Raw genomic sequence first — 26,732 nt, 5'->3', positions numbered from 1 at the left:
AATAGTTATACTAAGATAATTCTTAGTACATGCGAACGCGACGAGCGTTCTCACGAGAAACTTTCTTCGCAGCACGTTTAACAGCAGCTGCTTTCTTACGTTTACGTTCCCAAGTCGGCTTTTCATAAGATTCGCGACGACGAACTTCTGAAAGGATTCCTGCTTTTTCACATGAACGTTTAAAACGACGTAATGCAACGTCAAATGGTTCGTTTTCTCTTACTTTAATTACTGGCATGTACTTTATTACCTTAGGGTAGCTATATAAATTGGTGACTGATTTCGACTGAACAATACAAATATTTGTAATGCTTGCCTCATCCACACCCACTCTATTAAAAATTGGTGCCGTATTCTACTGCTAAGCCCCCATCAATGTAAAGATTAATTTAAGGCCTATTGCTCTTTCAGGACTAAATTTATTCAATGTTAAGCACCTTTAATCGCGGCGCGAGTTTTGTACTCTGGTATTCTATGTGAAAAACGAGCGACAATGAGTAAAGCTGCTTTAAATGAGCCCAAAGGGCAACCTTTGTTTGAATACGCTGGTGTCTACCTTATAAACACAGTAAAATTACCTCGCTAATATTTATGGTTATTTAACCGAGTAATTATTGGTTACACTTCCTATTTTTTGAGCTTTTTTTGAGATTATATATTTATGCGTATTTTGGGTATTGAAACTTCTTGTGATGAAACAGGTATCGCCATTTATGATGACGGCCTAGGTGATAGTCCTGAAGGCATACTCGCCCATCGCTTATATAGTCAAATAGCCGTTCATGCTGATTACGGTGGCGTGGTGCCTGAACTAGCATCAAGAGATCATGTCCGCAAAACTATTCCTTTAATTAAGCAAGTATTAGCAGATGCCAACCTTACTCCTCAAGATTTAGACGGTGTTGCTTACACTGCAGGCCCTGGTTTAGTTGGCGCACTATTGGTTGGTTGCTCTATTGGTCGAAGCTTGGCTTATGGTTGGGAGCTACCCGCTGTTCCTGTACATCATATGGAAGGCCATCTATTAGCACCTATGCTTGAAGATGATGTACCTGAATTTCCTTTTGTCGCTTTACTAGTTTCTGGCGGACATACCATGCTGGTACGTGTCGATGCTATCGGTGAATACAAGCTACTCGGTGAATCAGTTGATGATGCTGCCGGTGAAGCTTTTGATAAAACAGCTAAATTACTAGGGTTAGACTACCCTGGAGGACCAGCGTTATCTAAGATGGCTGAAAGCGGTGAAGCAGGACGTTTTAAATTACCTCGCCCTATGACTGATAGACCAGGCTTGGATTTTAGCTTTAGTGGTTTAAAGACAGCGGCAGGAACCTTAGTTCGTAAAGAATGCACAGATTTAACTGATACAGAACTGAAACAAACTAATGCCGATATCGCTCATGCTTTTCAACAAGCAGTGGTAGATACCTTAGCGATAAAGTGCAAACGAGCCCTGCAACAAGAGAAATTAAGCCGATTGGTGATTGCTGGTGGTGTAAGCGCTAATACTGCTTTACGAGAGCAGTTGGCAATAACCACAAAGAAACTTGGTGGTAGTGTTTTTTACCCTCGTCCTGAGTTTTGTACTGATAATGGCGCTATGATTGCTTATGCGGGTTTACAGCGTTTAAAAGCAGGTACAGATGCCGACTTAACCTTTAAAGCTAACCCTCGATGGGCTTTGGATTCGCTGCCTCCAGTAAAATAACAACTATACCCGCTCCACTTGAAGGTGCTCGTTTCAGAAAGGCTGAGCGATTCATAATTAAGGCACATTTTTTTATTAAGGGTTATTCCCTTAAAAATAAATGTAACGTAGAGTATGATTTGCTCAGCCTTCCCCAACGGGCTGGTTTAGAAACGCTTTATGCTGCGTTATTGATTTCGACAAGGACGCTGCATGGATGCAGCTTATTAGAGAATGCAGGAGCATATTCTCCTGAGCAACCATTCACTTCAATCAAAGCCTTGCCTAAAGGCGTTTCTAATTCCAGCTGAATCATGCACCTTCAAGTGGAACGGGTATAAACCTAGAATACTAATCACCTGTGCACTATTCGTGTATATAGGTGATTACTAAGTTTTATAGATGACTTATTAAATTTTATGGGTGATTTTACTTTCTGTACCTTTAAGTAAACGCTTAATGTTATCTCGGTGGCGAAATAATATCAGAGCGCTAAGCATCAAAGTTGGATAAACATATAGCGGTTTTAAGAAATAGACATAAAGTGGTGCAATAGAGACGGTGACAATGGCCGCTAGACTGGAATATTTAGTAAGCTTCACCACTGATACCCATGTAAGAATTAACAATCCTCCCAACGTAAAACCAATGGGTAATAAAGTACCCAACGCTGTAGCTACCGCTTTTCCACCCTTAAAATTGAAAAATATTGGGTACATGTGCCCTAAGCAAGCGGAAACACCAATAAAGCCTAAATATAGGGAATCTATTTTTAAAAAATAAGCTCCCCAAACAGGAATAGTCCCCTTAAGAATATCAAGAAATAATACCGTTGCAGCAATGAATTTATTGCTCATACGTAGCACATTCGTTGCGCCAGGGTTTTTTGACCCTGTTGTCCTAGGATCTGGAAGACCTGAGAATCGGCATACTAAAATAGCACTCGAAATAGAGCCTATTAGGTAAGCGGCAATGATCATAGTGAGCGTAAGTAGCAACATCTAAATGACGAAATCCATTGTTAAGTACTATAAGGTTAATATTCTATCTTCATCTCTGCTAGTTTTTCTACCACTTCGCAGGTAAAATCCTTTCTTATTTTGTAACAATTGCCTAAGTACTGCAATAGTTCTTCTAACAACATAACAGGTAAGTCATGGATAAGGTGTTCATCAAGGGTTTAAGTATCCAAACCACTATTGGTTTTTTTCAGTGGGAAAAAGAGATAAAGCAAACCTTGGTCATTGATCTAGCCATGGGCTGGAATACGGCCAATGCAGCGCTGAATGACGAACTAGCAAAAACATTGGATTATGCCGATATCTCAGTCGCTATAGAGCGCTTTGCCAACGATAATCCCGTTGACTTAATTGAGACGCTTGCTGAACGCTTAGCAAGTTATTTAATGACTCAATACCAAATACCCTGGTTAAAGCTATTCATTGGTAAACCTGGCGCAGTTCATAATGCCCAAACTGTTGGTGTTGAAATTGAACGTGGTACGCAAACTGTTGAGATAATCGCTTAATGGCTCAAATCTATATTTCATTGGGTAGCAACATTAACCGTGAGCATTACGTTAAGCAAGGTCTACTCTCGTTAGCTAAAGCATTTGAGCTGCCATTTGAACAGTTAACATTATCGTCCTTATTTGAAAGCAAGGCCGTTGGTTTTGATGGTGCCGCTTTTTATAATATGGTGATAGGCATCAAATGCACACAAAGCATCGAAGAAGTGGCCAGTATGTTACGCGCCATAGAATTTTCTCACGGCCGTGACCATAACGCGAAGAAGTTTAGCCCACGTAGCTTAGATCTTGATTTGTTATTGTTTGATGATTTAATTATTGACCAACCAGCACAACTACCCCGTGATGAAATAACTAAAAATGCCTTTGTTTTATGGCCTTTGAGTCAAGTTGCACCTGGGCTTACCCACCCTATTGTAAAACAAAATTATCGAGACTTATGGCAAGCCTATAATAAAACCAGTCAGCAACTTAGTATTGTAGCTAACTGCTGGTAGTGACGATTCTGATTAAATTTAATTATCCCATCCAAAAATAGTAAAGGACAACTAACACCCCATGAGCACTTTAGAAATAATTATTCTGGCCTTATTACAAGGCTTAACCGAATTCTTGCCTATTTCCAGTTCAGCACATTTAATATTGCCCTCACAAGTTTTAGGTTGGCAAGATCAAGGTCTAGCCTTTGATGTTGCTGTGCATGTTGGCACTTTATTGGCTGTTATGATGTATTTTCGTAAAGAGCTTGGTGTTATGGCAGTTGCCTGGTTAGGTACTGTCGGCGTAGGTCCAGAGAAAGGTCGCGGAAGTTTTGATGCTAAATTGTCATGGTGGATTCTACTCGCTACGATTCCCGCCGGCTTATTTGGTTTATTAGGTAAAGACTTTATCGAGGAGCATTTACGTTCTGCATTAGTGATTGCTGCGACTACCCTACTTTTTGGTTTCCTTTTAGGTTTTGCCGATATCAAGGCAGGTAAACGCACTAAACATAAACCTATGGAAAAATTAGGTCTTAAAGGCGCAATGTTAATTGGCTTAGCACAAGCTGTTGCTTTAATACCTGGAACCTCACGTTCAGGTATTACCATGACTATTGGTTTAATGTTAGGTTTAAGCCGTGATAATGCCGCTCGTTTTTCATTTTTACTGTCTATCCCTGCTATCGCGATGGCGGGTAGTTATTTAACCTTAAAACTCATTTTATCAACTGAGAGTGTCGATTGGTTTGCTATGGGATTAGGCAGTTTGTTAGCTTTTGTTAGCGCCTATGCTTGTATTCATTACTTTCTCATTTTATTAGAAAAGCTAGGCATGATGCCGTTTGTTATCTATCGATTAATTCTAGGTGTTGGCTTACTTTGGTTTATCTTAGGATAGAATTCCTTTACCGGGCTCAGTAGAAACAGCACCAATCACATATTAAAAATATAATTATCAAAATATTACCAACACATTCGAGAATAAAATATGATTGCTATTACCCTAGATAATTTTCAACAAGTCGTTGTTGAAGAGTCAAGAAACAAGTTAGTACTCGTTAGCTTTTGGGCTGAACAAGTGCCAGAAAGTGTTGAGTTACGAAATAAGTTAGCGGCTAAACTATCAAACCTAAGCGAACATATCACTTTAGCGACTGTTGATTGTCAAAGCCAAGGACAAATCGCAGAGCAATTTGGTATTAAAGGCTTACCTACGGCTATTTTATTAAAAGATGCCCAGCCTCTAGATGGTATTTCTGGACCACAAGATGACGCAAGCATTGCTGAATTTCTAGATAAGCACTTACCAAAACCTGAAGATTTCTTACTCGGTCAAGCCAAAGCGGCACTTGAGGAGAACCTGCTAGTTGAAGCTCAAAATGCCATAACACAGGCCTATGAAATTGATAATAGTCGCGCTGACATTAAGTTAATCTTAATTGATGTTTACTTACAAACAGGTAAAAACAGTGAAGCAAAAATATTATTAGACACCATAATGATGGTTGACCAAGATAGTGAATATCACGCTTTAATAGCCAAGTTAGAATTAGCTGAGCAAGCGGAAAATTCTCCAGAAATAAAAGCGTTAGAAGCACAATTAATAGCAACGCCTGATGATATTAACCTCAGTCAGCAACTTGCTGCTCAGTACAGCCAAGTTAATCGCCAAGAAGATGCACTCACGATATTATTTCGTTTAGTACAAGCAGGTGATGAGAGTACAAAAGAGAGAAGCAAAGAATTATTTCTTGATGTATTAAAAGCTTTACCTGATGGCGATCCTCTCGCAGCAAAGTTTCGTAGAAAGCTATACACTTTAATGTATTAATAGTTATAACTAAATGCTGAAAGATTAGCGTATAAATAATAAAAAGCCCGGTTCATGAATGAACCGGGCTTTTTAGTTATTTTTCCAGTTAGAAGCTACCGCCTATGGAAGATGTTCACTGGCAAGATAGTCATGAGATTGCATTTCTTGTAAACGGCTTAAGCAACGCTTAAATTCAAAGGCTAAACGACCACCGCTATACAGATCATCTAAAGGCAGCTCTGCCGACATAATCAGCTTCACATTACGTTCATAGAATTCATCAACCAAAGCAATAAAGCGGCGAGTTGTGTCATCGCTATCAGGCCCCATTTCTTTAACATTAGCCATTAATACCGTGTGATAAAGTTGACTAATTTCCATGTAGTCACCCTGGCTACGTGCACTTTCACAAAGTACTGAAAAGTCAAAATACACCACGCCATCACTCACTAAAACAGTTTCTAATGGACGATTATGAATCTCAATAGATTGCCCTGCTTTACCCTCATCTGCCGAGAGTTGCTTAAAGTAATGCTTTAAGTTTTCATCTGCTTGAGCATCAAGAGGATAATGAAATATTTCCGCTTGCTCTAAGGTTCTTAGACGATAATCAACACCACTATCAACATTAACAATGAGAGTATGCTGATTGATAAGTTTTATAGCCGGTAAAAAGCGCTCACGTTGCAATCCATTACGATACAACTCATCAGGGATAATATTAGATGTCGCTACTAACGTGACATTATGCGCAAATAATTCCTCAAATAATGTGCCTAAAATCATGGCATCGGTAATATCAGAAACAAAAAATTCATCGAAACAGATGATTTGTGTTTCATCTGCAAATTTCTTAGCAATAATTTTCAGCGGGTCAGACTGTCCTGACAAACCTTTGAGTTCTTGATGAACTCTGTGCATAAAACGATGAAAGTGTACTCGCATTTTATTTTTAAAAGGTAAGCTGTCAAAAAAAGTATCAACTAAGTAGGTTTTACCTCGACCCACTCCCCCCCAAAAATATAAGCCTTTAATGGGTTGTTGTTCTTGTTTTTTATATACTTTTTTCCAGCGGTTAAGTACTTTTTTAAAACCGGAAACAGCTAATGGCTTGCTTTGTAAGTCGTCATATAAGCGTTGTAAATGAATAACAGCATTTTCTTGTGCTGCATCAAAAAGAAAATCATCTCTGGTTAAATCTTGTTTATACTTATCTATAGGAGAGAGCTTTATCATTGAGAGCCTATGTTATTTTGAATCAATTATTAATATGTCGATACCCGTTACTATTGAAAGTGCAAGATTGCAGTGAGAATTAAAATAACCCTAGGCAAGAAAAATAATTTACGCATAATTACTCTATGGTTTAATTATTTAACGCGCTATAAAGTTACGTTAACTCAATGGAAAAAGTACTTGAGCAATATCACCAAATCGTTACTGTGACTTATAATGAAATAATCATTATTTCATTACAGCACCTTGAAATGAAATTGTTCAAGTACTCTAAAACATGCATCTTGATTGATAACGAAAATATACACTTGAAAAATAAATTTTTACCTAGATATTTTTACTAAGTAAATTGTTTAGATGATAGTATAATCTATCTTGGCACCATATTTAATTTCTATTTACAATGTAAGGTACACTCTATGAATGTAGTAATAGCTCTAGTCATCTTTATCATCGGCGGCATCGGTGGTTTTTTCGCAAATCGTCTTCTTTCTAGTACAAGCCAAGAGCAACGTAAATTAGCGGACCAAGTCAATAAAAGTGAAGCCGCTTTAGATCAATATAAACTAGATGTTGCCGAACATTTAGAAAGTTCAGCCAAGTTACTTGACCAAATGAATAACACTTGTCAAACAGCCATGAAGCAAATGCAAGAGAGTACTCAGTTACTACAAAAAGCGACTACGGTAGAAGTTGAAGGTATGCCATTTTTCTCTGCAGAGACTCAACAACAACTTGCACAAACGGCGACTTTACGTCACCAAAAGCGTGCTAGTGAAGCAGCTGAAGCCATGACTGAAGCACCGCTTGATTATTCTGGTAATCCAAGTGGTTTATTTGCCGACCAGAAACAAAAAGTTACAACTACAGTGTAATTTGATACATGATTAACTGAACTAAAGCTTTTTAGTTCAGTCTATTTAGGAGTATTTATTAAAGTTAACTGAACTACAGTTAGCTTTTTTTATTGGGTTAACAATAAACCTCGGAGAACGCTTAAATATGAAAAAATCATTTACATCATCTAAATTATCTATTGTAATCAGTGCCGCATTATTATCCTCTACCTTAGCACTTACTAGCGCTCCTGCATTAGCAAACTTACCTGCCCAAGTAGATGGTCATGTAATGCCAAGCTTAGCTCCAATGCTTGAACATGCAACTCCAGCTGTTGTTAGTATCTCTGTAATAGGCACCCATAATGTGCCACAACAAAATGTACCTGACGCATTCAAATTTTTCTTTGGTAATAAAGAAAAAAATCAAGGACAACCTCAACAGAGACCTTTTCGTGGCCTAGGCTCAGGTGTAATTATTGATAGTGATGAAGGCTATGTTGTTACCAATAATCATGTCATAGAAAATGCTGACAAAATTATGATCACCTTAAAAGATGGTCGTCAGTTGGAAGCGAAAAAAATTGGTAGTGATGCAAAAAGTGACATTGCCTTATTACAGATTGATTCTGAAAACTTAAGTGAAATCAAATTAGCCGATTCGGATAATTTGCGTGTTGGGGATTTTGCCGTTGCTATTGGTAGCCCATTTGGCCTAGGACAAACCGTCACTTCTGGCATTGTTAGTGCCCTAGGACGTAGTAATCTGAATATCGAACATTATGAAGACTTTATCCAAACCGATGCTGCCATAAATAGTGGTAACTCCGGTGGCGCTTTAGTTAACCTACGCGGTGAATTGATAGGTATCAACACTGCGATATTAGGGCCTAGTGGTGGTAATGTCGGTATTGGCTTTGCTATCCCAAGTAATATGATGCATAACCTAATTACACAAATAATTGAATTTGGTGAAGTACACCGCGGTATTCTTGGTGTATCTGGACGTAGTGTTAATAGCGAGATTGCTAAAGCAATGGAGCTAGAAACTAGTCAAGGCGGCTTTATCGAGCAAGTTATGCCCGACTCTGCTGCCGACGAAGCGGGTATTAAAGCAGGTGATGTGATTATTGCCGTCAATGGTAAAGCAATTAAGAGCTTCTTTGAATTACGCGCTAAAATTGGTTCAATTGGCGCGAATAAAAAAGTTAAGTTAACGGTGATAAGAGATGGTGACAACAAAGTATTTACCGTTAAGTTAAAGCAAGATCAAAGTGCTGACATTGCTGCCGCCAGCATTCACACTATGTTAGATGGTACTAAATTAGAAAATGACACCAAGAAGCAAGCGATTATCATAGCACAAGTTGCCGAAGGCTCTCCGGCACAAATGGCAGGATTTCAAGCAGGTGATATCATCACAGGCGTTAACCGTAGTCGTATCAAAGATATTGCTCAATTACGTGATTACCTTAAAGATAAAAGTGGTGTATTAGCGCTAAACATTGTTCGGGATAATCATTCCCAGTACATAATGATCCGTTAACACTACAAAGGTATTGAGTAAATGATACCTAAGCTGATTAGATTGACGAGACCGACTTGCTTCGGTTGAACTCAATGTAATCAGCTTTTTTTATGTTACACTGAAAAACATTGGTACAACATAAAATAAGATAACCTTTGAAACTCTTCTCTTCAATAAAATATACAATTACAGCAATAAGTTACGGTGTCCTGATCGCTGTAGTGTTATTACTCCTAATACCTGGATTAGTCCCAGGCTTAAACGATACCAGTTTAGCAACAAGCCTTTTTAAAGGCAGCCAAGCACAACAAGCACCACTTTCATTCGCCAAAGCCGTTAGCATTGCTAGCCCTGCTGTTGTTAATATTTATTCTCAACAAATTGAAGTGAATCCACAATACGGTCGAAAAGCGCGTAAAAGTACTCGCTTAGGCTCAGGCGTGATTATGGACACCCATGGCTATATATTGACTAACTTGCACGTAATTCGCCAAGCTGACCTTATTCAAGTACTACTACAAGATGGCCAGATATATCCAGCCGAGCTGATCGGTTTTGACCATTATACTGACTTAGCAGTTCTAAAAGTAAATGCTAACAACTTGCCTATAATCCCGCAAAAGGAGCAGCAAACATCGCTAGTTGGCGATATTGTTCTTGCGATTGGTAACCCACTAAACTTAGGTCAAACCGTGACTCAAGGTATTATTAGTGCAACAGGCCGTAATGGTCTGAGTAACACTAGCTATTTAGAGTTTTTACAAATGGATGCTGCTATCAATGAAGGCAATTCCGGCGGAGCACTTATTAACAGTAATGGTATTTTAGTCGGAATTAATTCAAGAAAATTCACCCAGTCAAATCCACAATTATCAATCCAAGGAATTTTCTTTGCTGTACCTTATCAATTAGCTTACAAAGTAATGCGACAAATAATTGAAAATGGCAAAGTGGTACGTGGTTGGTTAGGTATTTCCACTAACCGTTACCATAAAGAGCTCAAAGGGTTTGTTGTTGAAGAAGTAATGGATAATAGTCCTGCAAAAGCAGCTGGAATACAAGTAGGTGATGTCGTTTATCAGATCGATAATGAGTCGATTAATAGCGTAACTGATGCCTTAGATATCATTGCTGAAACCCAGCCAAATACAGAGCTAACCTTCAAGATTTATCGACAAGGCAATACCATAGAAGCTAAGGTAAAAATCATTGAGTTGACCAACTAACTTTAGTTATAACAAATCAATATAGTCACCCATAAAAAAAAAAAGGCAGATGGTATAAGTACCTTCTGCCTTTTTATTAACTAACTTTAATAACTACTTATATTAACTGAAGTGCTATTAACCAAGTATTATCAACTAGCTGCCATTGGTTGTAACGCTTATGAGTCTAATTCAAGTAAGTATTTTACTAAGTTTTGGTAGTCTTGCTCAAAATTATTTTTGTCTAATTTAGCAGGGTCAATTTTATATTTCCCATTAACAATAATCGTTGGCACACCCGTTAATACGCGTTTAGCGGTCATATTGTCTTGGTTTTTTTTCATTGATTTTGCTTGAGAGTTAACACTAAAACTTTTCATTAACTTATCAAATTTATCACCGTCAGCACCGTTTAAGACAAATATATTGCGTAAATCTTTTTCTGAAGTAATAACCGCTCGCTGTACCTGAATATAATTAAAGACAGCACCAATCAATTTATCTGTGTCACCTAATTGCTCTGCGACAACAGTAGCTTTAGTGATCATTTGCTGAATCTTAGGGCTAGCCGCACGAAGAAAATCTACATGATTACGCTCAAATGAAGCATCCTCGGGTAAACTCTTTTTAAGACCATGCATGATAGGTTCAAACTTAAAGCAGTGACCACAATATACTGAGAAGTATTCTCTCACTTCTTTTTTCTTAGTTACCGTTTCATTCACTTTAGTATATTGCTCACCCTCAGTGTATTGTGCAGCTGCAGCGTTTACCGATAAAGCCAACAACGGCATTAACAAAAGAGATCTTAGTAATTTATTCATTATTATTTCCTAAAGTAAAATTGCCCCACCACAGTAACTAATCTCAGTAATTTACATTACTTACTAATTATCAGTAATTAAAGCTAAAAATTATTCAAACTTAACGGCGGTTGTTGCAATGCTGACATTTGCTCTTTAAGCATTAGTATTTGCTGCTCCCAATACTTCTCAGTATTAAACCAAGGAAAGTTTTGTGGGAAAGCTGGATCATGCCAACGTTTACATAACCACGCCATGTAATTAACAACGCGCATAGTTCTTAGTGATTCTATCAAAAAAAGCTGGTCATTTTCAAACGTAAAGAACTCTTCATACCCCATTAATAGTGTATCAAGTTGTAACAGCTGCTGTTGTCTATCACCTGATAGCATCATCCAAAGGTCTTGAATAGCAGGTCCTGTTCGACAATCATCTAAATCAACAAAGTGAGGTCCTTCATCACGCCATAAAATATTACCTGCGTGACAATCACCATGTAAGCGAATTTGCTGCATGTGCTGTGCAGGTAAATACTGCTTAGCTGCTACCTCAATGACTTGGTCCAAAATAGTAAAAAAGGGTGTAGTTAAACTTTTTGGTACATAATTTGAAGCTTTGATAGTTTCACGGGCTTGGAAAAGTAACTCATCGCTATTAAAATCTGGCCGCTGTATGAAGTCATTTTGCGACGAAACAGCATGAATGCGCGCAATAAAGCGCCCCATCCATTCTAACTGGTTAAGGTTATCAACCTCAAAAATACGGCCGCCTCGACAGGGAAATACCGCGAAATGATAACCTTTGTGCTCAAATAAACTTTGTCCGTTTATTTTTAGTGGCGCAACAATGGGTAACTCTTGCTCCTCCAACTCAAAAGAAAAGTCATGTTCTTCGTTTATTTGGGCAAGCTGCCAACGCTGTGGTCGGTAAAACTTGGTCACATATTTAACTAAATTATCATCATGAAATTGATAGACACGGTTCTCATAGCTATTAAGTGCTAATAAACCACTATCAACACTAAAACCGGCACTCTCTAAGCCATCAATAATTAAATCTGGTGACAAGGCACTGAAATCAAATGATGCCATTAGCGTTTATTAAAAAATCGGCTTTCTTGCTCGATTCTCGCATCACTTTCCGGTGAAACTTGTTCTACAACAAAGGTAATATTACTCATGTACTTTTCCAATTCATATGGGTCAACCGAAATACTGATAGGCAGTGTATAAACTGTCGCAGCCTCAACTAGCACTTCTTGTTTGCCGTGCCACAGGGTATTCTCAATACCCTTTACAGAAAGTTTATAAGTATTATCAGTTTGTGACATATTAAGAATTTTTAACGTATAAACATTTTCAATTTCACCATTAAAATTTTCTCTTGCTAACTCAGTGCGATCGCGAATGATATCTAACGATAAAGGTACACGATTAACAATTTCAAGTAGTAACATAGTGCTCATAATAACAAGCAATACCGCATAACCAATAAGCTTAGAGCGAACTAGATGAACTTTCTTGCCTTTCAATTCATGCTCTGTGGTATAACGAATGAGACCTTGCGGATAATTCATCTTACTCATAACACCCGAACAAGCATCAACACAAGAACCACAATTAATACATTCATATTGCAAGCCGTTACGGATATCTATACCAGTAGGGCAAACTTCAACACATAAATTACAATCAATACAGTCGCCAAGTCCCATTGCCTTATGATCTTGTTTACGACCACGTGCACCTCGTCCCTCGCCGCGTTCAGCATCATAGGCAACCGTTAGGGTATCTTTATCAAACATAGCTGACTGGAAGCGCGCATATGGGCACATGTGCAAACAAACAGTTTCTCGCATCCATCCCGCATTACCATAGGTGGCAAAGGTGAAAAAGGCTAAAATACCCGCCATCATCACACTGGTATCTAAGGTGAAAACATCAACGAATAGATCTTGCATCGGTGAAAAGTAACCAGCAAATGTCATCGCGGTAAATAAGGAGAATAATAACCAGGCACTATGTTTTAAGGTTTTTCGAATAACCTTATTACTAGTCATCTTTTGTCCGTCTAGCTTCCTACGCTGGTTAGCCGTACCTTCAATCTTTTCTTCAAACCAAATAAAAATGAAGGTCCAAACGGTTTGTGGGCACATATAACCACACCACACACGCCCTAAGAAAGTGGTAACAAAGAAGAGTAGAAATGCACCTAGGATAAAGAACCATGCCAGCAGGGTTAAATCTTGTGGCCAGAGTGTTAGGTTAAATATGGTAAATCGCTGTTCACTAATGTCGAACAATACAGCTTGATGACCATTAAATTGAAGCCAAGGAAGCATTAAAAAGAAAGCAAAATAAACCAAGTTCATACGTTGTCTTAGTTTTTGGAAAAAGCCAGATACTTTACGAACATATATTTGGTCACCTGGTTTATAGCGTTCTTTACCCGTATTTTTACTGCCATGAATCTTGACATTTTTGATTGGGATATGCTGCTCTACCACAGGCTTATTTGTCTTAGGCGTAGAGGATGATTGGTCGTTTGCTCTCACGATAAATCCTTGTTAAGCGAAAAATAACTACTAAAAAAAATGACTAACTGGCTACAAGCTAGTATCAAAAAGATAAATGATTTTATTAACAAAAGCCGACAATAGCTAATAATTTATACCGTAAACCGACTAATTAATATAAAATCCACTCTTCTCATTTATTATATGGCATCTTATGAAGCATTTATTGATCTTAATCGTGGCCGCATCACTCTATTTACATTTCTATCCAAACGAAAAAGTAACTGAGTTTTATAACGAGCAAAAGCAAGCTCTGCTTGATGGTTTCGGTGAGTTCAGTGATACTAAAGTACGCTTAAAGGCCGATAAGATTTATCTAGATTTAGAAAGTGAACTAGAGAGTTTTTCAGAGAAAGAAGTTGAACGGTTAAAAGCAATTACCTCTTCAAGAGATAATGTTAAGGCATTTTACTTAAGCATTTGTCAAACAGACACCAGAGACATTGATTTTCATATTACCAATGAAAAGAAAGTTTGCTCAACTATAGATCGCTACACAAATATGCTTTAAACCTTGGGTTTAAAGCATATTTCTCAGACCTGCACGTAAAACCTATACTAGTTAGCAGATAACCTTATGAGTAAGTTAGCAAAGTTATCGCTCGCTTGCTTTTGTTCAACATGCTGTTGCGCTCTTATCTGCCACACACCATTAACCATTACATCTGACACTGGGTTTTGCTGACTCGCAAAAATCATACTATCGAGTATATGATGGCTAGCACTGGCAAATAATTTGGTTTTATCCTTGTCCAGTACTAATAAGTCAGCCTGCTTGCCAATGGCTAAACTCCCGGTATTGCTATTGGTACTTTGCGCACCGCCCATTGCCGCTTGTTGCCATAAGTTTTGCCCAACAGAAGCATGCTCATCTGTTGCTAAAATAGCACGTTGTTGCTTTATAAGGCGTTGCGAATATTCAAGCCAGCGTAATTCTTCAATCGGATTTACTGAAATGTGGCTATCAGAGCCAATAGCAATAGTGCCTTTATCAGCGAGAAACTCTGTGGTTGGGAAAATTCCATCGCCTAAATTAGCTTCAGTTGTTGGGCAAATTCCTGCAATGGCCTCTTTAGCAATAATGCCTTTTCTTTCTGTTTCATCAATATGCGTTGCATGAATTAAACACCAATGTTTATCAAGCTCAACATTATCAAGCAGCCATTGCACCGGTCTTTTCCCAAAATGGGCCAAACAATCATCAACCTCCTTTTGTTGCTCACTAATATGAATATGAATAGGTGCTTGATTGTCTAAGCTACGCACATGTTCCACTGCACTAAGTAGTGATGTTTTATCAACAGCACGTAAGGAATGAGGCGCAATACCCACATTAGTATTCGAATATTGTTCACTTAAGGTAAAACAATCACTGACTAATTGATTAAATTGCTCAGTTGAGTTGATAAATCGTTTTTGTCCATCACTCGGTGCTTGTTCACCAAAGCCACTGTGTTGATAAAGTACAGGTAACAACGTCAAACCAATACCAGACTCTTTTGCTGCATCAAAAATAGCTTGTGCCATAGTAGTTAAGCTAGCTGAATTGTCTGCAGTAAGACTAGAATCATAACGGCTACCATCAATATCATGATGTAAATAATGAAACTCGGCGACACGGGTATAGCCCATTTTTAGCATTTCAATATACAGCTGTTTAGCAATGTTTTTAGCATCAACATCAGTCAACTGTGCCAAAAATTGATACATGATCTTTCGCCATGTCCAAAAACTGTCTTGTCCTTCACTGCCTTGTTCACTAAAACCTGCGAAAGCACGCTGGAAAGCGTGTGAATGACAATTAACCATGCCAGGAAGCACAGCGCCCTCAGCTATTTCAGCGCCTTCAATCATGCCAGCGTCAATAGCGGTGATTACGCCCTGCTCTATAGTGATAGTTTGTTTACTTGCCCAACCATCATTTAATAAAATATTTTCTGCGTATAATTTCATATTGCTCTACTAATTGGTCTACTGAATTTGTCTACTGGACTTGCTTGCTTAATTTGCCAAAGAGGTAAAGGCTTACTTATATTGAGTGAAATCGGCTAAACATTGCACAAACGCCAGCAACTTTTCTTTCACTTTTTCTGCTTTTAACTCATTGTAATGATCACTTGGTTCATCCATATAAGTTCGTTGTGATAGCTCTAACTGAAGTGCATGAACATTTTCTGCTGGGCTACCATAGCCACGAGTAATGTATCCGCCCTTAAAGCGACCATTGACCACAGTAGAGTATGGCGATAAATCAAGTTGTTCTATTTTATTAATCAGTTCAGCACTACAGCTCGATCCATTAACGCTACCAAAATTAAAATCAGGCAATTGTCCTTCAAAAAACCGCGGAACTTGTGACAATATTGAGTGAGCATCAAGTAACACAACTTTGCCATATTGTGCTTTCATTTCGGCTAGCGTATTTTTTATGGCTTGGTGATAAGGTTGCCAATAACATTCAATTCTACGGTTGATCTCAGCCTCATCAGGCTCTTTCCCGCTGATATATAATGGCGATAAATCAAATGAGGTTGTTGGGCAAAGCTCAGTACTGTTCGCTCCTGGGTATAAATTTATACCATCAATATTTCTGTTTAAATCGATAACGTAGCGACTGTATTTAGGCTTAATAATAGAAATACCAAGATCTTGAGCAAAATCATAAAGCTTATCCATATACCAATCGGTATCAGGAACCTGATGAGCAGTCTTCGTCATGTTACGGACTATGCTGTCGGGAATTAATTGCCCGTTATGTGGCATACTAATTAACATAGCAATATTACCCGTGGTCAAGTCATAACTTGTATTCATACTATCACCTATAATTGGCTACCGATCAAATTGTATATACAACTTGGTAGCAGCTAATTTATCATGCGTTAGTTACTCTGAGCAAGGACAGATGAAATTCTTTTCTTTTGCTCGTTTTAATATGATAATTTTGATATGTTGTTAACTCGACTTATTAATAGGTTAAACCTATTGCAGTGATAGGTTTAATAGATTTTACTTAAAAAACTTGAACTATCATAATAGCTGCATCTTAACGAATTGAGTCAAGTAGTTACTTGGCAAAAAAATGACAACTAACCCTAAAGGATTTCATTATGTTTACTGATATTACCGGTCAAAAAGTCCCTTCAGTTACCTTTCCAATTATAGCTGATGACACATGTAGTACTCGCAATTCTGAGGAAATTTTTGCCAACAAAACAGTGGTAGTTTTTTCATTACCTGGTGCATTTACACCAACGTGTTCATCATCTCACCTGCCACGATATAACGAATTAGCGGCTAAATTCTCAGCCAATGGCGTTGATGAAATTATTTGTATCTCTGTAAATGATACCTTTGTAATGAATGCTTGGGCAAAAGATCAAGATGCCGATAACATTAGCTTTATTCCTGATGGTAATGGTGAATTTACTCAAGGCATGGGCTTGTTAGTTGATAAAGCAGCAATAGGATTCGGCAAACGAAGCTGGCGCTACGCTATGTTAGTTAAAAATGGTGTTATTGAAAAAATGTTCATTGAACCTGATTTACCGGGTGACCCATTTGAAGTATCTGATGCCGATACCATGCTTAACTTCATCAACCCTGAAGCAGTTCAAAGCACTGAAGTGGCTATTTTCACCAAACATGGTTGTTCTCACTGTACTAAAGCTAAAGCATTATTAGCTGAACAAGGTTTACAGTATGAAGAGTTAGTACTAGGTGAAGACACAACAATTACGGCAATGCGTGCTATTTCAAATGCTGATACCACACCACAGATATTTATCGATGGTAAGCATATTGGCGGTAATGATGAATTAGTAAAGCACTTTAGCTAGTACGTATTTAGACTATTAAAGCGCTAAAAAACTAAGCTATACCCCAATAAAAACACAATAATGATATACTCTCGTTATTGTGTTTTTTGTTTACATGCTACTACTAGTTCTCAATAGCTAGTAACGATGTTACTTATTGGAATAAATAATGGATAACCAGCCTTATAACCCTCTTCATGGCCTAACGCTCAAGACCATAGTTACTGAATTAGAAGCCTACTTTGGTTTTGAAACGTTAGGTAGAACAATCAAAATTAAATGTTTTACTGATGATCCAAGTATTCAATCTACATTAAAGTTTCTGCGTAAAACGCCGTGGGCTAGAGAAAAGGTTGAGCAGCTTTACATTAAAAATAAAATTAAAATTCAAAACTCATTTGAATCAGATGATTTGAACTAGTTCGACAGATTCATTCGCATCTCTGGCTACTAATTTAATAAAATTTAGGATCAAAGTACTGGTATTGCAACGAAAAATATCTAATGATGGCGGTAATACTAATTACTAAATAGGCACATAAGTACGTTATGTCTTCAGCTACTCATTATATTTTAACTTGGCAATGCCCGGACAATACTGGCGTGTTAGCCAAAGTATCGCAAAGTTTGTTTTCCCACGGTGCTTTTATCACCGAAACATCACAGTACAGTGACCCGTATAGTGAAACCTTTTTTTCACGTATTGCTTTTGATGATCGTAACTTAACGGTTTCCAGTAGTGAATTCGTTAAAGCATTAAATGAGTTAGCCAAACCACTCGCCATGCAATATCAATTACGTAAACGTGCTGATGTACCCAATGTCCTGATTGCAGTGTCAAAAGACGATCATTGTTTAGTCTCATTGTTAACTAAGTGGCGTTCTGGTGCTTTACCGATCAATATCGTTGGCGTTATCTCTAATCATCAAGATTGTCAGGCGTTAAGTGAATGGCATAATGTTCCCTTTTACCATTTACCAGTCAATGCAGAGACCAAACTCGATCAAGAAGCTCAAATTACCGATTTGATGGAAGAACTTAATATCGACTTATTAGTATTAGCCCGTTACATGCAAATACTTTCTGATGGTTTATGCCAACAACTACAAGGTAAGGCCATTAATATCCATCACTCATTCTTACCTAGCTTTAAAGGTGCTCGCCCTTATCACCAAGCTCATGCTCGTGGTGTTAAAGTCATTGGGGCAACCGCGCACTATGTAACAGCTAATCTTGATGAAGGTCCAATTATTGCTCAGGAAGTAAAACCAATTAACCACGCTTTTACCATAGAGCAAATGGTACATATGGGCCATGATTTAGAAGCGACAGCATTAAGCCACGCCGTAAGGATTCATGCTGAACAACGCGTTTGTATCAATGGCGATAAAACAGTTATTCTGGCTTAGCTTTGTTTTAGTTTTAGTTTAATTTTAGTCTAACGATACATTTCAAGGTCGGCTGTAATTAATTTTGTACAGCCGTCAACTCCCCCTGACGTAAAGTGTTTTACTAAATAAGGGTAAAATTAGCCTAAGTGTCCACTTTGTGATTAAAATTACCTCATAACCTATTTTAATAAAAAGTCCTGATCATGATTAATATAGAAAAAATTCATCACGTTGCTTATCGCTGCAAAGACGCCAAAGAAACAACCGCTTGGTACAAAGACAAGCTAAACATGGATTTAGTGCTCGCTATTGCTGAAAATGAAGTACCTTCAACCAAAGCGCCAGATCCTTATATGCATATTTTCCTCGATGCGGGAAATGAAAATGTTTTAGCCTTTTTTGAATTACCTAATTCTCCAGCCATGGACAGAGATCAGAATACTCCGGCTTGGGTGCAGCACATTGCTTTGAGAGTAGCGAGTTATGATGTATTAGTCTCTGCTAAAGAAGAGCTTGAAAGTAAAGGCGTTGAAATTTTAGGTCCAGTTAACCACGGTGTTTTTAAGTCTATTTATTTCTTTGATCCTAACGGCCACCGTTTAGAACTTGCTGCCGATACTGGCACAGCAGAGCAATATAAAGAACTTAACAGAGTTGCTCACGATATGATTGAAGAATGGTCAGTGACTAAGCGTGCACCGCGCCATGCTGCTTGGTTACACGAGCAAGATTAATTTTAACTCATAGACTTAAGTTTTACGGTTAAATATATAACCAAAAAGCACCAGAGTTAATTACTATGGTGCTTTTCTCACATTAGACGTTAATCATCTTCTCACTTACAAAAATTACACTTCATATTCTTTACGTAATTGCTTAGCAGCATTAACCATGTTCACTAACGCCAGCTTAGTCTCTGCCTATGCACGTGTTTTAAAACACTATCAATTAAATAAACCACCTAATCGCTAATAGCGTACGCAATTTATTTGGATACTTTTTCACGTGATAAATCATCACGATAAAACGACCAACATAACATAGTAATAGGGTCCGTGAGCATAGCTTGAACTGGTTTAATCCAAGCAAAAATCTAGTATTTAGTTCATGATCGTAAGAGTAAAAATCTCCCATGAGTAATAATTATACGCCAGCCTCTTACTAAATTTGTCAATTTTGTTGACGACGACTTTGACACTCAGTTAAAAAATTAGTTTGTGATAAGTCACCGCGCCAGTATTTTTCTAAAGAGAATTTTAGTTCACATTTTGCATCTGTACGTGGGAAACCTAAATAATGAATTTGTCGTTCTACTCCAATATGTTTATTTGATCTGCTAGTTAAACGGTAAGAGCTCTGTTAACTGGTTCATATCATTTTTTACAAAAAAACAAATAGACGTCTAGACGTTTAAATGGTTATACTCTAAAAAAGTGTCATTCGAAATAAGCGCAATAAATTCATCAGGGTGTAGAAATAAATTCATTATGTTCGAAATAAAACATTTAAAAACGCTGACAACCCTTGCCAATACAGGGAACATTCGCAAAGCTGCTGAAGAATTATTTAGTAGTCAGTCGGCTTTGTCGCATCAACTAAAGGATCTTGAGCAACGTTTAAATGCTCCTTTATTTATTCGTAATACTTCACCCGTTGAGTTTACTAAAGCAGGAAAGGTGCTGCTTGACCTTGGCGAAGAGATATTACCAAAGATTAAAGAAGCTAATGACACCTTAAAGTCACCCGTATTAGCACCAACTTCCTTAAAAATAGCCATAGCATGCCATGCCTGTTTTCAGTGGTTATTGCCCGTAACAAGCTACTTTTCACAGCAAAAAAATAACGTTGAACTTGAGTTTATTGATGAGTCGTTTGAAATTCATAGGCACAAAAAACAAAGTGAGGATAAAGTTGATATTTTGTTTAATGACGAGAAATTAGCAGAAGAAGATGTAATTTACCAAGAGATTGGTCAATTTGAGGTAATGGCTGTGCTCTCTAATCAAGCTGTCACTAATCAAATACGACCTAATGAAGAAAGTAAAAACCTGATATTTTCAAAATGGGTTGAGCATTTTCATCAAGATGAAGGAATTACAGCGCCCTATTTACTGCCCGAGCATTTTAGCCAGTTGACTTTGTTAACGTATCCTTTACCGCCTGAGCAATTAGATATCTTTAAATTATTTCTAACGCCAGCTAAATGTAAACCGAGTAAAATAAAGCAAGTGACTAATAGCCATGTTATGTTGCAAATGGTCTCAGCAAACATGGGTGTGGCCACATTGCCTGACTGGTTAGTAACAAGTGTTACCCAGAAGTCGCTATTTCATTGTATGCGCTTAGGTGAAACAGGCATTCATAAAAAGCTCTACGCCCGTTATGATAAAAAGAGTAAACAGATAGATATGATAGAAAAACTATTACCTGAAGCTATCAAAGAGTTTGCGAGTTTGTATACTAATTAAACTAAACTATTGAGGTAAAGCATGTGGCATCAAACTGAACTAAGGTTGAAAGCGAGAAAGCGTGGTTTTCACTTAATCACTGATGAAGTACTAAGCCAACTACCAGAGCTGAACAAGGTTAACTGTGGCATTCTTCACCTTTTTATAAAACATAGTTCCGCGTCCATTACCCTTAATGAAAATGCTGACCCAACGGTTCGCTCAGATATGGAAGCGCATTTTAATCACTTTGTTCCTGAACGAGCACCTTATTATCAACATACCTATGAAGGTGATGATGATATGCCTGCGCATATAAAAGCCAGCCTACTGGGTAATAGCCTGAGTTTACCGATTAGTCATGGGCAATTAAATATTGGTATTTGGCAGGGAATATATTTAGGTGAGCATAGAGATCATGCTAGTAACCGCACGATTGTGGTTACTATCAATGGTGAATAAAGAGCTAAAACGTAAGGCTGGATATAACCTAACCTCAACAACGTCTTTCCCGAATTTAATTATTAGGCGTCTACTTATCGATAATAGCATTCAGCTTTAAGTTGTATTGTTCAAGTTAAAGAAAAGAGCACGGGGCTGACGTTAGTCAATGAGTACTTTTGACGCCTAAATTGGACCATACAACGACAAGCTGAATGTTATTCAACAACTAGTCTTCTTCTAATACATGCGGCCCAGCATAGTTATCAAAGCGAGAATATTTACCTTGGAAGGTTAGTGGCACACGTCCAATCGGTCCGTTACGTTGTTTACCAATAATAATCTCTGCCATGCCTTTAAATTCACTGTCATCGTGATAAACCTCATCACGATAAATAAACATAATTAAATCGGCATCCTGCTCTATTGAGCCAGACTCACGTAAATCGGAGTTAATTGGGCGTTTATCACTACGTTGCTCCAAACCACGGTTTAACTGAGAAAGTGCAACTACTGGTACTTTTAATTCTTTAGCTAAAGCTTTAAGTGAACGCGAAATTTCAGCAACCTCTAAGGTACGGTTATCTGAGAATTGTGGTGCACGCATTAATTGTAAATAATCAATCATGATCATACTGATACCGCCATGATCGCGATGTATTCTTCGCGCTCTTGAACGAACTTCTGTTGGCGTTAAACCGGCAGCATCATCAATAAACATTTTACCTTTTTCCATGAGCAATCCCATGGTTGAAGAGAGGCGTGCCCAATCTTCATCTTCTAGCTGACCAGTACGAATTTTGGTTTGATCGATTCGTCCTAAAGAGGCCAACATCCTCATCATAATTTGATCTGCAGGCATCTCTAAACTGAAAATAAGCGCAGGATGTTCTTGTGTCATCGCAGCATGTTCAGCCAAGTTCATCGCAAAAGTTGTTTTACCCATCGATGGACGTGCAGCAACAATGATCAAATCAGATTTTTGTAAACCGGCCGTCATTTTATCTAAATCAGCATAACCACTTGGTACACCCGTAACACCACCTGATGGTGTTGAACAAAGCTTTTCGATTCTATCGACAGTTTTTTCTAAGACAGAATTAAGACTTTCAGGGCCTTCATTCTTATTGGCTCTTTTTTCAGCAATAGCAAAAACTTTGGTTTCAGCAAAATCGAGTAAATCTGCACTGCTTCGACCTTGCGTATCGTAACCTGCTTCAGCAATTTCATTGGCAACACTGATCATTTCACGGGTTACCGCTCGTTCACGTACAATGTCGGCATAAGCGGTGATGTTTGCTGCACTCGGCGTATTTTTCATCATCTCTGCGAGATAAACAAAACCGCCAGCATCATCAAGTTTTTGATCGTTTTCTAGGGCTTCAGACAGGGTGATTAAATCAACAGGCTCACCTAACTCAATTAACCCACCAATAGTTTCGAAGATAAGGCGATGTGAGCGACTATAAAAATCAGCAGCTACAGCTTTTTCAGCAACACGATCCCATGTTTCATTATCGAGTAACAAACCACCCAATACAGATTGCTCAGCTTCTAACGAGTGCGGGGGTACTTTTAATTCATCGATTTGTTTATCTCGAATAAATTGTTGTTCTTTTGCAAATTTACGTGGCTTTTTGTCGGCCATTACCTTAACCCTACTCTGCTACATCACCATACTCGCGCTTGTCTTAACTATTGCTTCACCCCTTACTATAACTAAGGTAAAACAACACTGGCGAGTATCTAAAAAAGGAGTGCTAATGTAGCAGAATTTACCTTGTGGGAATATAAAATTTTCCCCTAAAAATAGCTTGAAGTTAAAAATATTATTTACTACCAACCTCTATATTACCGCTAACCGTTGACACTCTTACTAAAGCACTGCCATTGGCCGTTTGAAAATTTAACTCTGCGCCCGGACCATATTCATCATGGTCAGTTTTAACCTGAGTAATATTGTTATCTATGTCGCCGCCAACACTTGATTTAAGGCTAAAATCAGCATCAACATCTTTTTGAAAAGTAAATACTAAGTCACCACTTACGGTTGACGCTTTAAGTAAGGCTTTCTCCTTTAAGATGAGTTTTGCATTTAAATCACCACTGACAGTTCTAATACGTAATTCTATGACTTCGGCTAAATTAAGTTTACTTTGACCGGAAACATTATTGAAAAAAACTTCCTTGGCTTGGCTGTTGATAACAACTTCACCACTCACCGATCTAATTTCTAACCGACCGGTGGAGTCTGTATCTTTTATATCGCCACTAACGGCTGATAACGATACTTTTCCGGCTAATTGATCACTATTGATATTGCCACTAATACTATTAAGATCAACACTGTGCGTTACATTTTTCGCCAAAACATCACCACTAACGGTTTTCACTTCAACGCCACCATGTAAGTTCGATAAATGAATATCGCTAGAAATACTTGAGGATTTCATGCGGATGTTTTTTGGCATAAAAACAGTTATCTTTGAACCATCAGCACTCCAATTATCCATTCTCGGGTATTCAACTTTAATAAGAACTTGTGCGCCTTTTTGTTCAAAAACAAGCTTTTCTGCATCGTCATCTAGCGTGCCTGTAACGGATATTTTATCTTTATTCCATCCCACTACGTTAATAAAACCACTGTGATTATTAATGGATACGTTGGTGACATTATCACTTGGTAAGCTCTCTGCCACTTCAATGGCTGCTAACGATTGTCCACTTAATATTAAGCAAGTCGTTACTGTGACGATAGTTGCGCATTGTTGTATTTTTCTTGTTAATTTATTCATTGGAACCTCTTCTTTTTGCTATTTATTACGGTGTTTAGCGAACTATTTTTTTAGTTAACTCTGCTGGGCGTTAACATTGTAATTAGCTAAATCACTTGATATTGGCGATATAATTGCTGTAGCAGCTTCAATTCTTGTTGCTGAGTAAAGTCTAATAAATTTAATAAGTCAGCATTATTTTCATCTGTTAACAATGCTTTCCTTATTGATGCTCTTGCATCCGACAGTTGCGTTAGTTCTTGTTGCATTGCTTCAGGTAATTTATCAAAAGTAGGTTGACCATAACTTGCTAATAAGGTTTGCTTTTGTTGCTTAAAGTTTTGTTGCATAAAATTAACCAACTGCCCTTGAGTAACGCTATTTTTTTCTTGCTTTTTCACCAACTCAGGAGCACTTTCTTCATTAGTCGATGGTGAAAAAGTAAACCAAGACATCAACATTACCAGTGCAATAGAAGCTGCCCAGGCGCTTGGCATAAAAACATTACGCTGCTTATCTACTGATATTTCTTGGCTCTTATGATTGATGGCTCGCTCGATACCCGACCATAAATCTCGTTCGGGTGTCATTTCAATGGGTAACGCTGCCACTTGCTCTGCCAGTGTTTTATCTGAAATTTTATTGTTTAGGTGCATGTGCTCTTGAGGGTTGTAGTTACTCATGATTTATTTCCTCCTCAATAGATACAAAGCCATTAGCTAGTAATGATTCTTTTAATAAATTTCTCGCTCTGTGGTATTGAGATTTACTTGAACCTACTGCCATCTTTAACATTATGGAAATTTCCTCATGACGATAGCCTTCAACAGCAAACAAAACAAACACTAAGCGTGCCCGTTCAGGTAAGCGGGCAATGTGCTGGTCTAATAGAGTGAGCGTTGAATCATCAGTTAAATTAACACTCGGTTCTTGGACACTTGCCCCTTGTTCTTCAATACTAAAAACACGCTGTAACCAGTTTTTATGTTTACGTAGGTGCCCCAGCACTACATTTGTTGCAACACTATGTAGCCAAGTACTAAATTTACTTTCACCACGAAAATTATTAATCTTTTGCCACAACACAACAAAAACTTCCTGGCAGACATCTTCAGCACTGTCTTTATCTGCCAACATTCGCCAACACAAAGCATAAATTCGCCGATGATATTTTTCATAGAGCTGATAAAAAGCGGTTTGAGACCCTTGCTTAGCTTCTGTTATCCATAACTGTTCATCATCACTATCACCGAAGGGATAATCTTTATTGGCACTAAAGCGCGCTTTTATGTCAATGACTTGTTTATCTTGTTTTGTTTGGCTATCCAAAAGCTAAAGCCTCTATCTGGTTCAAAATAATTATCCATTATGGCTATCTAAAATAATTGTCTAAAATAGTATCTAATATTAACTAAGATACCTTACGTGGTAAAAAGGTTTAAAGAGTATTTGATTAAATTAAGAAAATGAGAGAAATATAATCATCAGTATTAGGCTTGTTTACTTTTTATCAAGATAAAAAGTGAGTGAAAGTCTATTTGACGCATCTTTTTATCTCGATGATAAAATTGTCGCCAAGCTAGCTGATACAGGTGATTTCAAAGGAGGTATCGAAGTACAAAATCCTATCAATGAGCAGGCACAAAAAAAGCGCCAATAGGCGCTTTTTTTTACGTTTATTACAAGGGAGAAGTATTTACTTCTTACCGATTGCAGCAAAACGTTTGTTGAATTTATCAACACGACCACCGGTCTCAGCAGCTTTTTGCTTGCCAGTGTAGAATGGGTGACAAGCAGAACATACGTCTAGGTGAATGTCTTTACCTATAGTAGAACGAGTTGTTACAACATTACCACAAGAACAAGTTGCATTGAATTCAACGTATTTAGGATGAATATCTTTTTTCATGGGAACCTCTATCTCTTTAAAGAGAAATTGGGCGCATCGCCACTTAGCCATTTACTTATTGTTTACTTTCAAGAATATACTCCTCAAGAGTTTACTCTACCAAGAAAACCGAAATGCCAAGCACCATACGTAGTTAAAAATTAATGGGGGCGAATAATAAATGATAGCCTAAATAACTGCAACATAAATAAGCCAAAATAGACTAATAAAAGGCTAGTTTGGCTTATTTAGAAAGAAAGCAATATTGGTACTTGG

Annotated in this window: 31 protein-coding genes; 16 read left to right on the top strand and 15 right to left on the bottom strand. The window is 37.9% G+C overall.

Going from position 1 to position 26,732, the window contains the following annotated elements; genetic code table 11:
* Positions 1–22 precede the first annotated feature (22 nt).
* Entirely contained in the window at positions 23–238 is a 216-nt protein-coding gene (gene rpsU, locus ESZ36_RS09270) for a 30S ribosomal protein S21 (RefSeq protein ID WP_011045067.1), read from the bottom strand.
* Positions 239–661: 423 nt separating this feature from the next.
* On the opposite strand from rpsU, the gene tsaD reads away from it, so the two are divergent.
* Complete coding sequence (gene tsaD, locus ESZ36_RS09265; protein ID WP_146786706.1) at positions 662–1,711, top strand: tRNA (adenosine(37)-N6)-threonylcarbamoyltransferase complex transferase subunit TsaD; 1,050 nt, start codon at positions 662–664, stop codon at positions 1,709–1,711.
* A 389-nt stretch (positions 1,712–2,100) separates the two neighbouring features.
* Here the strand turns inward: tsaD and plsY are convergent, their stop codons facing one another.
* Entirely contained in the window at positions 2,101–2,691 is a 591-nt protein-coding gene (gene plsY, locus ESZ36_RS09255; protein WP_146786703.1) for a glycerol-3-phosphate 1-O-acyltransferase PlsY, read from the bottom strand.
* Between the two features lie 155 nt (positions 2,692–2,846).
* Here plsY and folB point away from each other — a divergent pair, with 155 nt between their 5' ends.
* The 4 genes from folB to ESZ36_RS09235 all read left to right on the top strand — a co-directional run bounded on the left by folB (position 2,847) and on the right by ESZ36_RS09235 (position 5,531).
* Positions 2,847–3,218 (top strand): dihydroneopterin aldolase, encoded by a 372-nt coding sequence (gene folB / locus ESZ36_RS09250; RefSeq protein WP_146786700.1) that lies wholly within the window; start codon positions 2,847–2,849, stop codon positions 3,216–3,218.
* The gene (gene folK, locus ESZ36_RS09245) at positions 3,218–3,715 is read left to right on the top strand and encodes a 2-amino-4-hydroxy-6-hydroxymethyldihydropteridine diphosphokinase (protein ID WP_146786697.1); all 498 of its coding nucleotides are present in this window, start codon (positions 3,218–3,220) and stop codon (positions 3,713–3,715) included. The genes folB and folK overlap by 1 nt, the downstream gene beginning before the upstream one ends.
* 61 nt (positions 3,716–3,776) lie before the next feature.
* On the top strand, positions 3,777–4,598 hold the full coding sequence (locus ESZ36_RS09240) for an undecaprenyl-diphosphate phosphatase (RefSeq protein WP_146786693.1): 822 nt from the start codon (positions 3,777–3,779) through the stop codon (positions 4,596–4,598).
* Positions 4,599–4,688: 90 nt separating this feature from the next.
* Complete coding sequence (locus tag ESZ36_RS09235; protein WP_146786690.1) at positions 4,689–5,531, top strand: tetratricopeptide repeat protein; 843 nt, start codon at positions 4,689–4,691, stop codon at positions 5,529–5,531.
* Between the two features lie 102 nt (positions 5,532–5,633).
* Here ESZ36_RS09235 and zapE read toward each other — a convergent pair whose 3' ends face one another.
* Positions 5,634–6,749, bottom strand: coding sequence for a cell division protein ZapE (gene zapE / locus ESZ36_RS09230; RefSeq protein WP_146786687.1), 1,116 nt, complete (start codon positions 6,747–6,749; stop codon positions 5,634–5,636).
* Positions 6,750–7,168: 419 nt separating this feature from the next.
* Here zapE and ESZ36_RS09225 point away from each other — a divergent pair, with 419 nt between their 5' ends.
* The 3 genes from ESZ36_RS09225 (at position 7,169) to ESZ36_RS09215 (ending at position 10,339) form a co-directional block, all read left to right on the top strand.
* Complete coding sequence (locus tag ESZ36_RS09225; RefSeq protein ID WP_146786685.1) at positions 7,169–7,624, top strand: Z-ring associated ZapG family protein; 456 nt, start codon at positions 7,169–7,171, stop codon at positions 7,622–7,624.
* A gap of 127 nt (positions 7,625–7,751) precedes the next feature.
* Positions 7,752–9,131: a Do family serine endopeptidase gene (locus ESZ36_RS09220; protein ID WP_146786682.1), complete on the top strand. Its 1,380-nt coding sequence runs from the start codon at positions 7,752–7,754 to the stop codon at positions 9,129–9,131.
* A gap of 203 nt (positions 9,132–9,334) precedes the next feature.
* The gene (locus ESZ36_RS09215) at positions 9,335–10,339 is read left to right on the top strand and encodes a trypsin-like peptidase domain-containing protein (protein WP_246129043.1); all 1,005 of its coding nucleotides are present in this window, start codon (positions 9,335–9,337) and stop codon (positions 10,337–10,339) included.
* A 158-nt stretch (positions 10,340–10,497) separates the two neighbouring features.
* On the opposite strand, the gene ESZ36_RS09210 is transcribed toward ESZ36_RS09215, so the two are convergent.
* The 3 genes from ESZ36_RS09210 to ccoG all read right to left on the bottom strand — a co-directional run bounded on the left by ESZ36_RS09210 (position 10,498) and on the right by ccoG (position 13,675).
* Positions 10,498–11,142, bottom strand: coding sequence for a thiol:disulfide interchange protein DsbA/DsbL (locus tag ESZ36_RS09210; RefSeq protein WP_146786676.1), 645 nt, complete (start codon positions 11,140–11,142; stop codon positions 10,498–10,500).
* A gap of 83 nt (positions 11,143–11,225) precedes the next feature.
* Positions 11,226–12,212: a serine/threonine protein kinase gene (locus tag ESZ36_RS09205; RefSeq protein ID WP_146786673.1), complete on the bottom strand. Its 987-nt coding sequence runs from the start codon at positions 12,210–12,212 to the stop codon at positions 11,226–11,228.
* Positions 12,212–13,675 carry a cytochrome c oxidase accessory protein CcoG gene (gene ccoG / locus ESZ36_RS09200; RefSeq protein WP_146786671.1) on the bottom strand — a complete coding sequence of 488 codons (1,464 nt, stop codon included), beginning with the start codon at positions 13,673–13,675 and terminating at the stop codon, positions 12,212–12,214. The genes ESZ36_RS09205 and ccoG overlap by 1 nt, the downstream gene beginning before the upstream one ends.
* A gap of 175 nt (positions 13,676–13,850) precedes the next feature.
* Between ccoG and ESZ36_RS09195 the strand changes: the two genes are divergently transcribed.
* A complete protein-coding gene (locus ESZ36_RS09195; RefSeq protein WP_170235813.1) occupies positions 13,851–14,207 on the top strand; it encodes a hypothetical protein in 357 nt (118 codons plus the stop codon).
* A gap of 47 nt (positions 14,208–14,254) precedes the next feature.
* Here the strand turns inward: ESZ36_RS09195 and ESZ36_RS09190 are convergent, their stop codons facing one another.
* Positions 14,255–15,649 carry a formimidoylglutamate deiminase gene (locus ESZ36_RS09190; protein ID WP_146786668.1) on the bottom strand — a complete coding sequence of 465 codons (1,395 nt, stop codon included), beginning with the start codon at positions 15,647–15,649 and terminating at the stop codon, positions 14,255–14,257.
* Positions 15,650–15,721: 72 nt separating this feature from the next.
* Positions 15,722–16,510 (bottom strand): N-formylglutamate deformylase, encoded by a 789-nt coding sequence (hutG, locus tag ESZ36_RS09185; RefSeq protein WP_146786665.1) that lies wholly within the window; start codon positions 16,508–16,510, stop codon positions 15,722–15,724.
* Between the two features lie 296 nt (positions 16,511–16,806).
* Between hutG and ESZ36_RS09180 the strand changes: the two genes are divergently transcribed.
* The 4 genes from ESZ36_RS09180 to ESZ36_RS09165 all read left to right on the top strand — a co-directional run bounded on the left by ESZ36_RS09180 (position 16,807) and on the right by ESZ36_RS09165 (position 19,640).
* A complete protein-coding gene (locus ESZ36_RS09180; protein ID WP_146786662.1) occupies positions 16,807–17,535 on the top strand; it encodes a glutathione peroxidase in 729 nt (242 codons plus the stop codon).
* Positions 17,536–17,683: 148 nt separating this feature from the next.
* Positions 17,684–17,935: a VF530 family protein gene (locus tag ESZ36_RS09175; RefSeq protein ID WP_146786659.1), complete on the top strand. Its 252-nt coding sequence runs from the start codon at positions 17,684–17,686 to the stop codon at positions 17,933–17,935.
* Positions 17,936–18,063: 128 nt separating this feature from the next.
* Positions 18,064–18,924: a formyltetrahydrofolate deformylase gene (purU, locus tag ESZ36_RS09170; protein ID WP_146786656.1), complete on the top strand. Its 861-nt coding sequence runs from the start codon at positions 18,064–18,066 to the stop codon at positions 18,922–18,924.
* Positions 18,925–19,109: 185 nt separating this feature from the next.
* Positions 19,110–19,640: a VOC family protein gene (locus tag ESZ36_RS09165; protein ID WP_146786652.1), complete on the top strand. Its 531-nt coding sequence runs from the start codon at positions 19,110–19,112 to the stop codon at positions 19,638–19,640.
* A 251-nt stretch (positions 19,641–19,891) separates the two neighbouring features.
* On the opposite strand, the gene ESZ36_RS23170 is transcribed toward ESZ36_RS09165, so the two are convergent.
* Complete coding sequence (locus ESZ36_RS23170; RefSeq protein ID WP_425457380.1) at positions 19,892–19,987, bottom strand: hypothetical protein; 96 nt, start codon at positions 19,985–19,987, stop codon at positions 19,892–19,894.
* A gap of 89 nt (positions 19,988–20,076) precedes the next feature.
* Positions 20,077–20,208 carry a hypothetical protein gene (locus ESZ36_RS09155; protein WP_246129060.1) on the bottom strand — a complete coding sequence of 44 codons (132 nt, stop codon included), beginning with the start codon at positions 20,206–20,208 and terminating at the stop codon, positions 20,077–20,079.
* A gap of 185 nt (positions 20,209–20,393) precedes the next feature.
* On the opposite strand from ESZ36_RS09155, the gene ESZ36_RS09150 reads away from it, so the two are divergent.
* Positions 20,394–21,374: a LysR family transcriptional regulator gene (locus ESZ36_RS09150; protein ID WP_146786649.1), complete on the top strand. Its 981-nt coding sequence runs from the start codon at positions 20,394–20,396 to the stop codon at positions 21,372–21,374.
* 21 nt (positions 21,375–21,395) lie between these two features.
* The gene (locus tag ESZ36_RS09145) at positions 21,396–21,815 is read left to right on the top strand and encodes a secondary thiamine-phosphate synthase enzyme YjbQ (protein ID WP_146786646.1); all 420 of its coding nucleotides are present in this window, start codon (positions 21,396–21,398) and stop codon (positions 21,813–21,815) included.
* Between the two features lie 208 nt (positions 21,816–22,023).
* Here ESZ36_RS09145 and dnaB read toward each other — a convergent pair whose 3' ends face one another.
* From dnaB to ESZ36_RS09125, 4 genes are all read right to left on the bottom strand, one after another.
* Complete coding sequence (dnaB, locus tag ESZ36_RS09140; RefSeq protein WP_146786643.1) at positions 22,024–23,442, bottom strand: replicative DNA helicase; 1,419 nt, start codon at positions 23,440–23,442, stop codon at positions 22,024–22,026.
* A 181-nt stretch (positions 23,443–23,623) separates the two neighbouring features.
* Positions 23,624–24,589 carry a DUF4097 family beta strand repeat-containing protein gene (locus tag ESZ36_RS09135; protein ID WP_146786640.1) on the bottom strand — a complete coding sequence of 322 codons (966 nt, stop codon included), beginning with the start codon at positions 24,587–24,589 and terminating at the stop codon, positions 23,624–23,626.
* An 86-nt stretch (positions 24,590–24,675) separates the two neighbouring features.
* Positions 24,676–25,251 (bottom strand): hypothetical protein, encoded by a 576-nt coding sequence (locus ESZ36_RS09130; RefSeq protein ID WP_246129042.1) that lies wholly within the window; start codon positions 25,249–25,251, stop codon positions 24,676–24,678.
* On the bottom strand, positions 25,244–25,858 hold the full coding sequence (locus ESZ36_RS09125) for an RNA polymerase sigma factor (RefSeq protein ID WP_425457379.1): 615 nt from the start codon (positions 25,856–25,858) through the stop codon (positions 25,244–25,246). The genes ESZ36_RS09130 and ESZ36_RS09125 overlap by 8 nt, the downstream gene beginning before the upstream one ends.
* A 232-nt stretch (positions 25,859–26,090) precedes the next feature.
* Here ESZ36_RS09125 and ESZ36_RS22515 point away from each other — a divergent pair, with 232 nt between their 5' ends.
* Positions 26,091–26,228: a hypothetical protein gene (locus ESZ36_RS22515; protein ID WP_170235812.1), complete on the top strand. Its 138-nt coding sequence runs from the start codon at positions 26,091–26,093 to the stop codon at positions 26,226–26,228.
* Positions 26,229–26,264: 36 nt separating this feature from the next.
* Here ESZ36_RS22515 and rpmE read toward each other — a convergent pair whose 3' ends face one another.
* The gene (gene rpmE, locus ESZ36_RS09120) at positions 26,265–26,477 is read right to left on the bottom strand and encodes a 50S ribosomal protein L31 (RefSeq protein ID WP_146787350.1); all 213 of its coding nucleotides are present in this window, start codon (positions 26,475–26,477) and stop codon (positions 26,265–26,267) included.
* Between the last annotated feature and the right edge of the window lie 255 nt (positions 26,478–26,732).

The sequence above is a fragment of the Colwellia demingiae genome, from assembly GCF_007954275.1.
GTDB classification, from domain to species: Bacteria; Pseudomonadota; Gammaproteobacteria; order Enterobacterales; family Alteromonadaceae; genus Colwellia; species Colwellia demingiae.
This window is presented reverse-complemented; position numbering and strand designations above follow the sequence as displayed.

Coding starts and splice junctions, on each gene's coding strand:
- rpsU (WP_011045067.1), bottom strand. CDS start 238: ATGCCAGTAATTAAAGTAAGAGAAAACGAACCATTTGACGTTGCATTA.
- tsaD (WP_146786706.1), top strand. CDS start 662: ATGCGTATTTTGGGTATTGAAACTTCTTGTGATGAAACAGGTATCGCC.
- plsY (WP_146786703.1), bottom strand. CDS start 2,691: ATGTTGCTACTTACGCTCACTATGATCATTGCCGCTTACCTAATAGGC.
- folB (WP_146786700.1), top strand. CDS start 2,847: ATGGATAAGGTGTTCATCAAGGGTTTAAGTATCCAAACCACTATTGGT.
- folK (WP_146786697.1), top strand. CDS start 3,218: ATGGCTCAAATCTATATTTCATTGGGTAGCAACATTAACCGTGAGCAT.
- ESZ36_RS09240 (WP_146786693.1), top strand. CDS start 3,777: ATGAGCACTTTAGAAATAATTATTCTGGCCTTATTACAAGGCTTAACC.
- ESZ36_RS09235 (WP_146786690.1), top strand. CDS start 4,689: ATGATTGCTATTACCCTAGATAATTTTCAACAAGTCGTTGTTGAAGAG.
- zapE (WP_146786687.1), bottom strand. CDS start 6,749: ATGATAAAGCTCTCTCCTATAGATAAGTATAAACAAGATTTAACCAGA.
- ESZ36_RS09225 (WP_146786685.1), top strand. CDS start 7,169: ATGAATGTAGTAATAGCTCTAGTCATCTTTATCATCGGCGGCATCGGT.
- ESZ36_RS09220 (WP_146786682.1), top strand. CDS start 7,752: ATGAAAAAATCATTTACATCATCTAAATTATCTATTGTAATCAGTGCC.
- ESZ36_RS09210 (WP_146786676.1), bottom strand. CDS start 11,142: ATGAATAAATTACTAAGATCTCTTTTGTTAATGCCGTTGTTGGCTTTA.
- ESZ36_RS09205 (WP_146786673.1), bottom strand. CDS start 12,212: ATGGCATCATTTGATTTCAGTGCCTTGTCACCAGATTTAATTATTGAT.
- ESZ36_RS09195 (WP_170235813.1), top strand. CDS start 13,851: ATGAAGCATTTATTGATCTTAATCGTGGCCGCATCACTCTATTTACAT.
- ESZ36_RS09190 (WP_146786668.1), bottom strand. CDS start 15,649: ATGAAATTATACGCAGAAAATATTTTATTAAATGATGGTTGGGCAAGT.
- hutG (WP_146786665.1), bottom strand. CDS start 16,510: ATGAATACAAGTTATGACTTGACCACGGGTAATATTGCTATGTTAATT.
- ESZ36_RS09180 (WP_146786662.1), top strand. CDS start 16,807: ATGTTTACTGATATTACCGGTCAAAAAGTCCCTTCAGTTACCTTTCCA.
- ESZ36_RS09175 (WP_146786659.1), top strand. CDS start 17,684: ATGGATAACCAGCCTTATAACCCTCTTCATGGCCTAACGCTCAAGACC.
- purU (WP_146786656.1), top strand. CDS start 18,064: ATGTCTTCAGCTACTCATTATATTTTAACTTGGCAATGCCCGGACAAT.
- ESZ36_RS09165 (WP_146786652.1), top strand. CDS start 19,110: ATGATTAATATAGAAAAAATTCATCACGTTGCTTATCGCTGCAAAGAC.
- ESZ36_RS09150 (WP_146786649.1), top strand. CDS start 20,394: ATGTTCGAAATAAAACATTTAAAAACGCTGACAACCCTTGCCAATACA.
- ESZ36_RS09145 (WP_146786646.1), top strand. CDS start 21,396: ATGTGGCATCAAACTGAACTAAGGTTGAAAGCGAGAAAGCGTGGTTTT.
- dnaB (WP_146786643.1), bottom strand. CDS start 23,442: ATGGCCGACAAAAAGCCACGTAAATTTGCAAAAGAACAACAATTTATT.
- ESZ36_RS09135 (WP_146786640.1), bottom strand. CDS start 24,589: ATGAATAAATTAACAAGAAAAATACAACAATGCGCAACTATCGTCACA.
- ESZ36_RS09130 (WP_246129042.1), bottom strand. CDS start 25,251: ATGAGTAACTACAACCCTCAAGAGCACATGCACCTAAACAATAAAATT.
- rpmE (WP_146787350.1), bottom strand. CDS start 26,477: ATGAAAAAAGATATTCATCCTAAATACGTTGAATTCAATGCAACTTGT.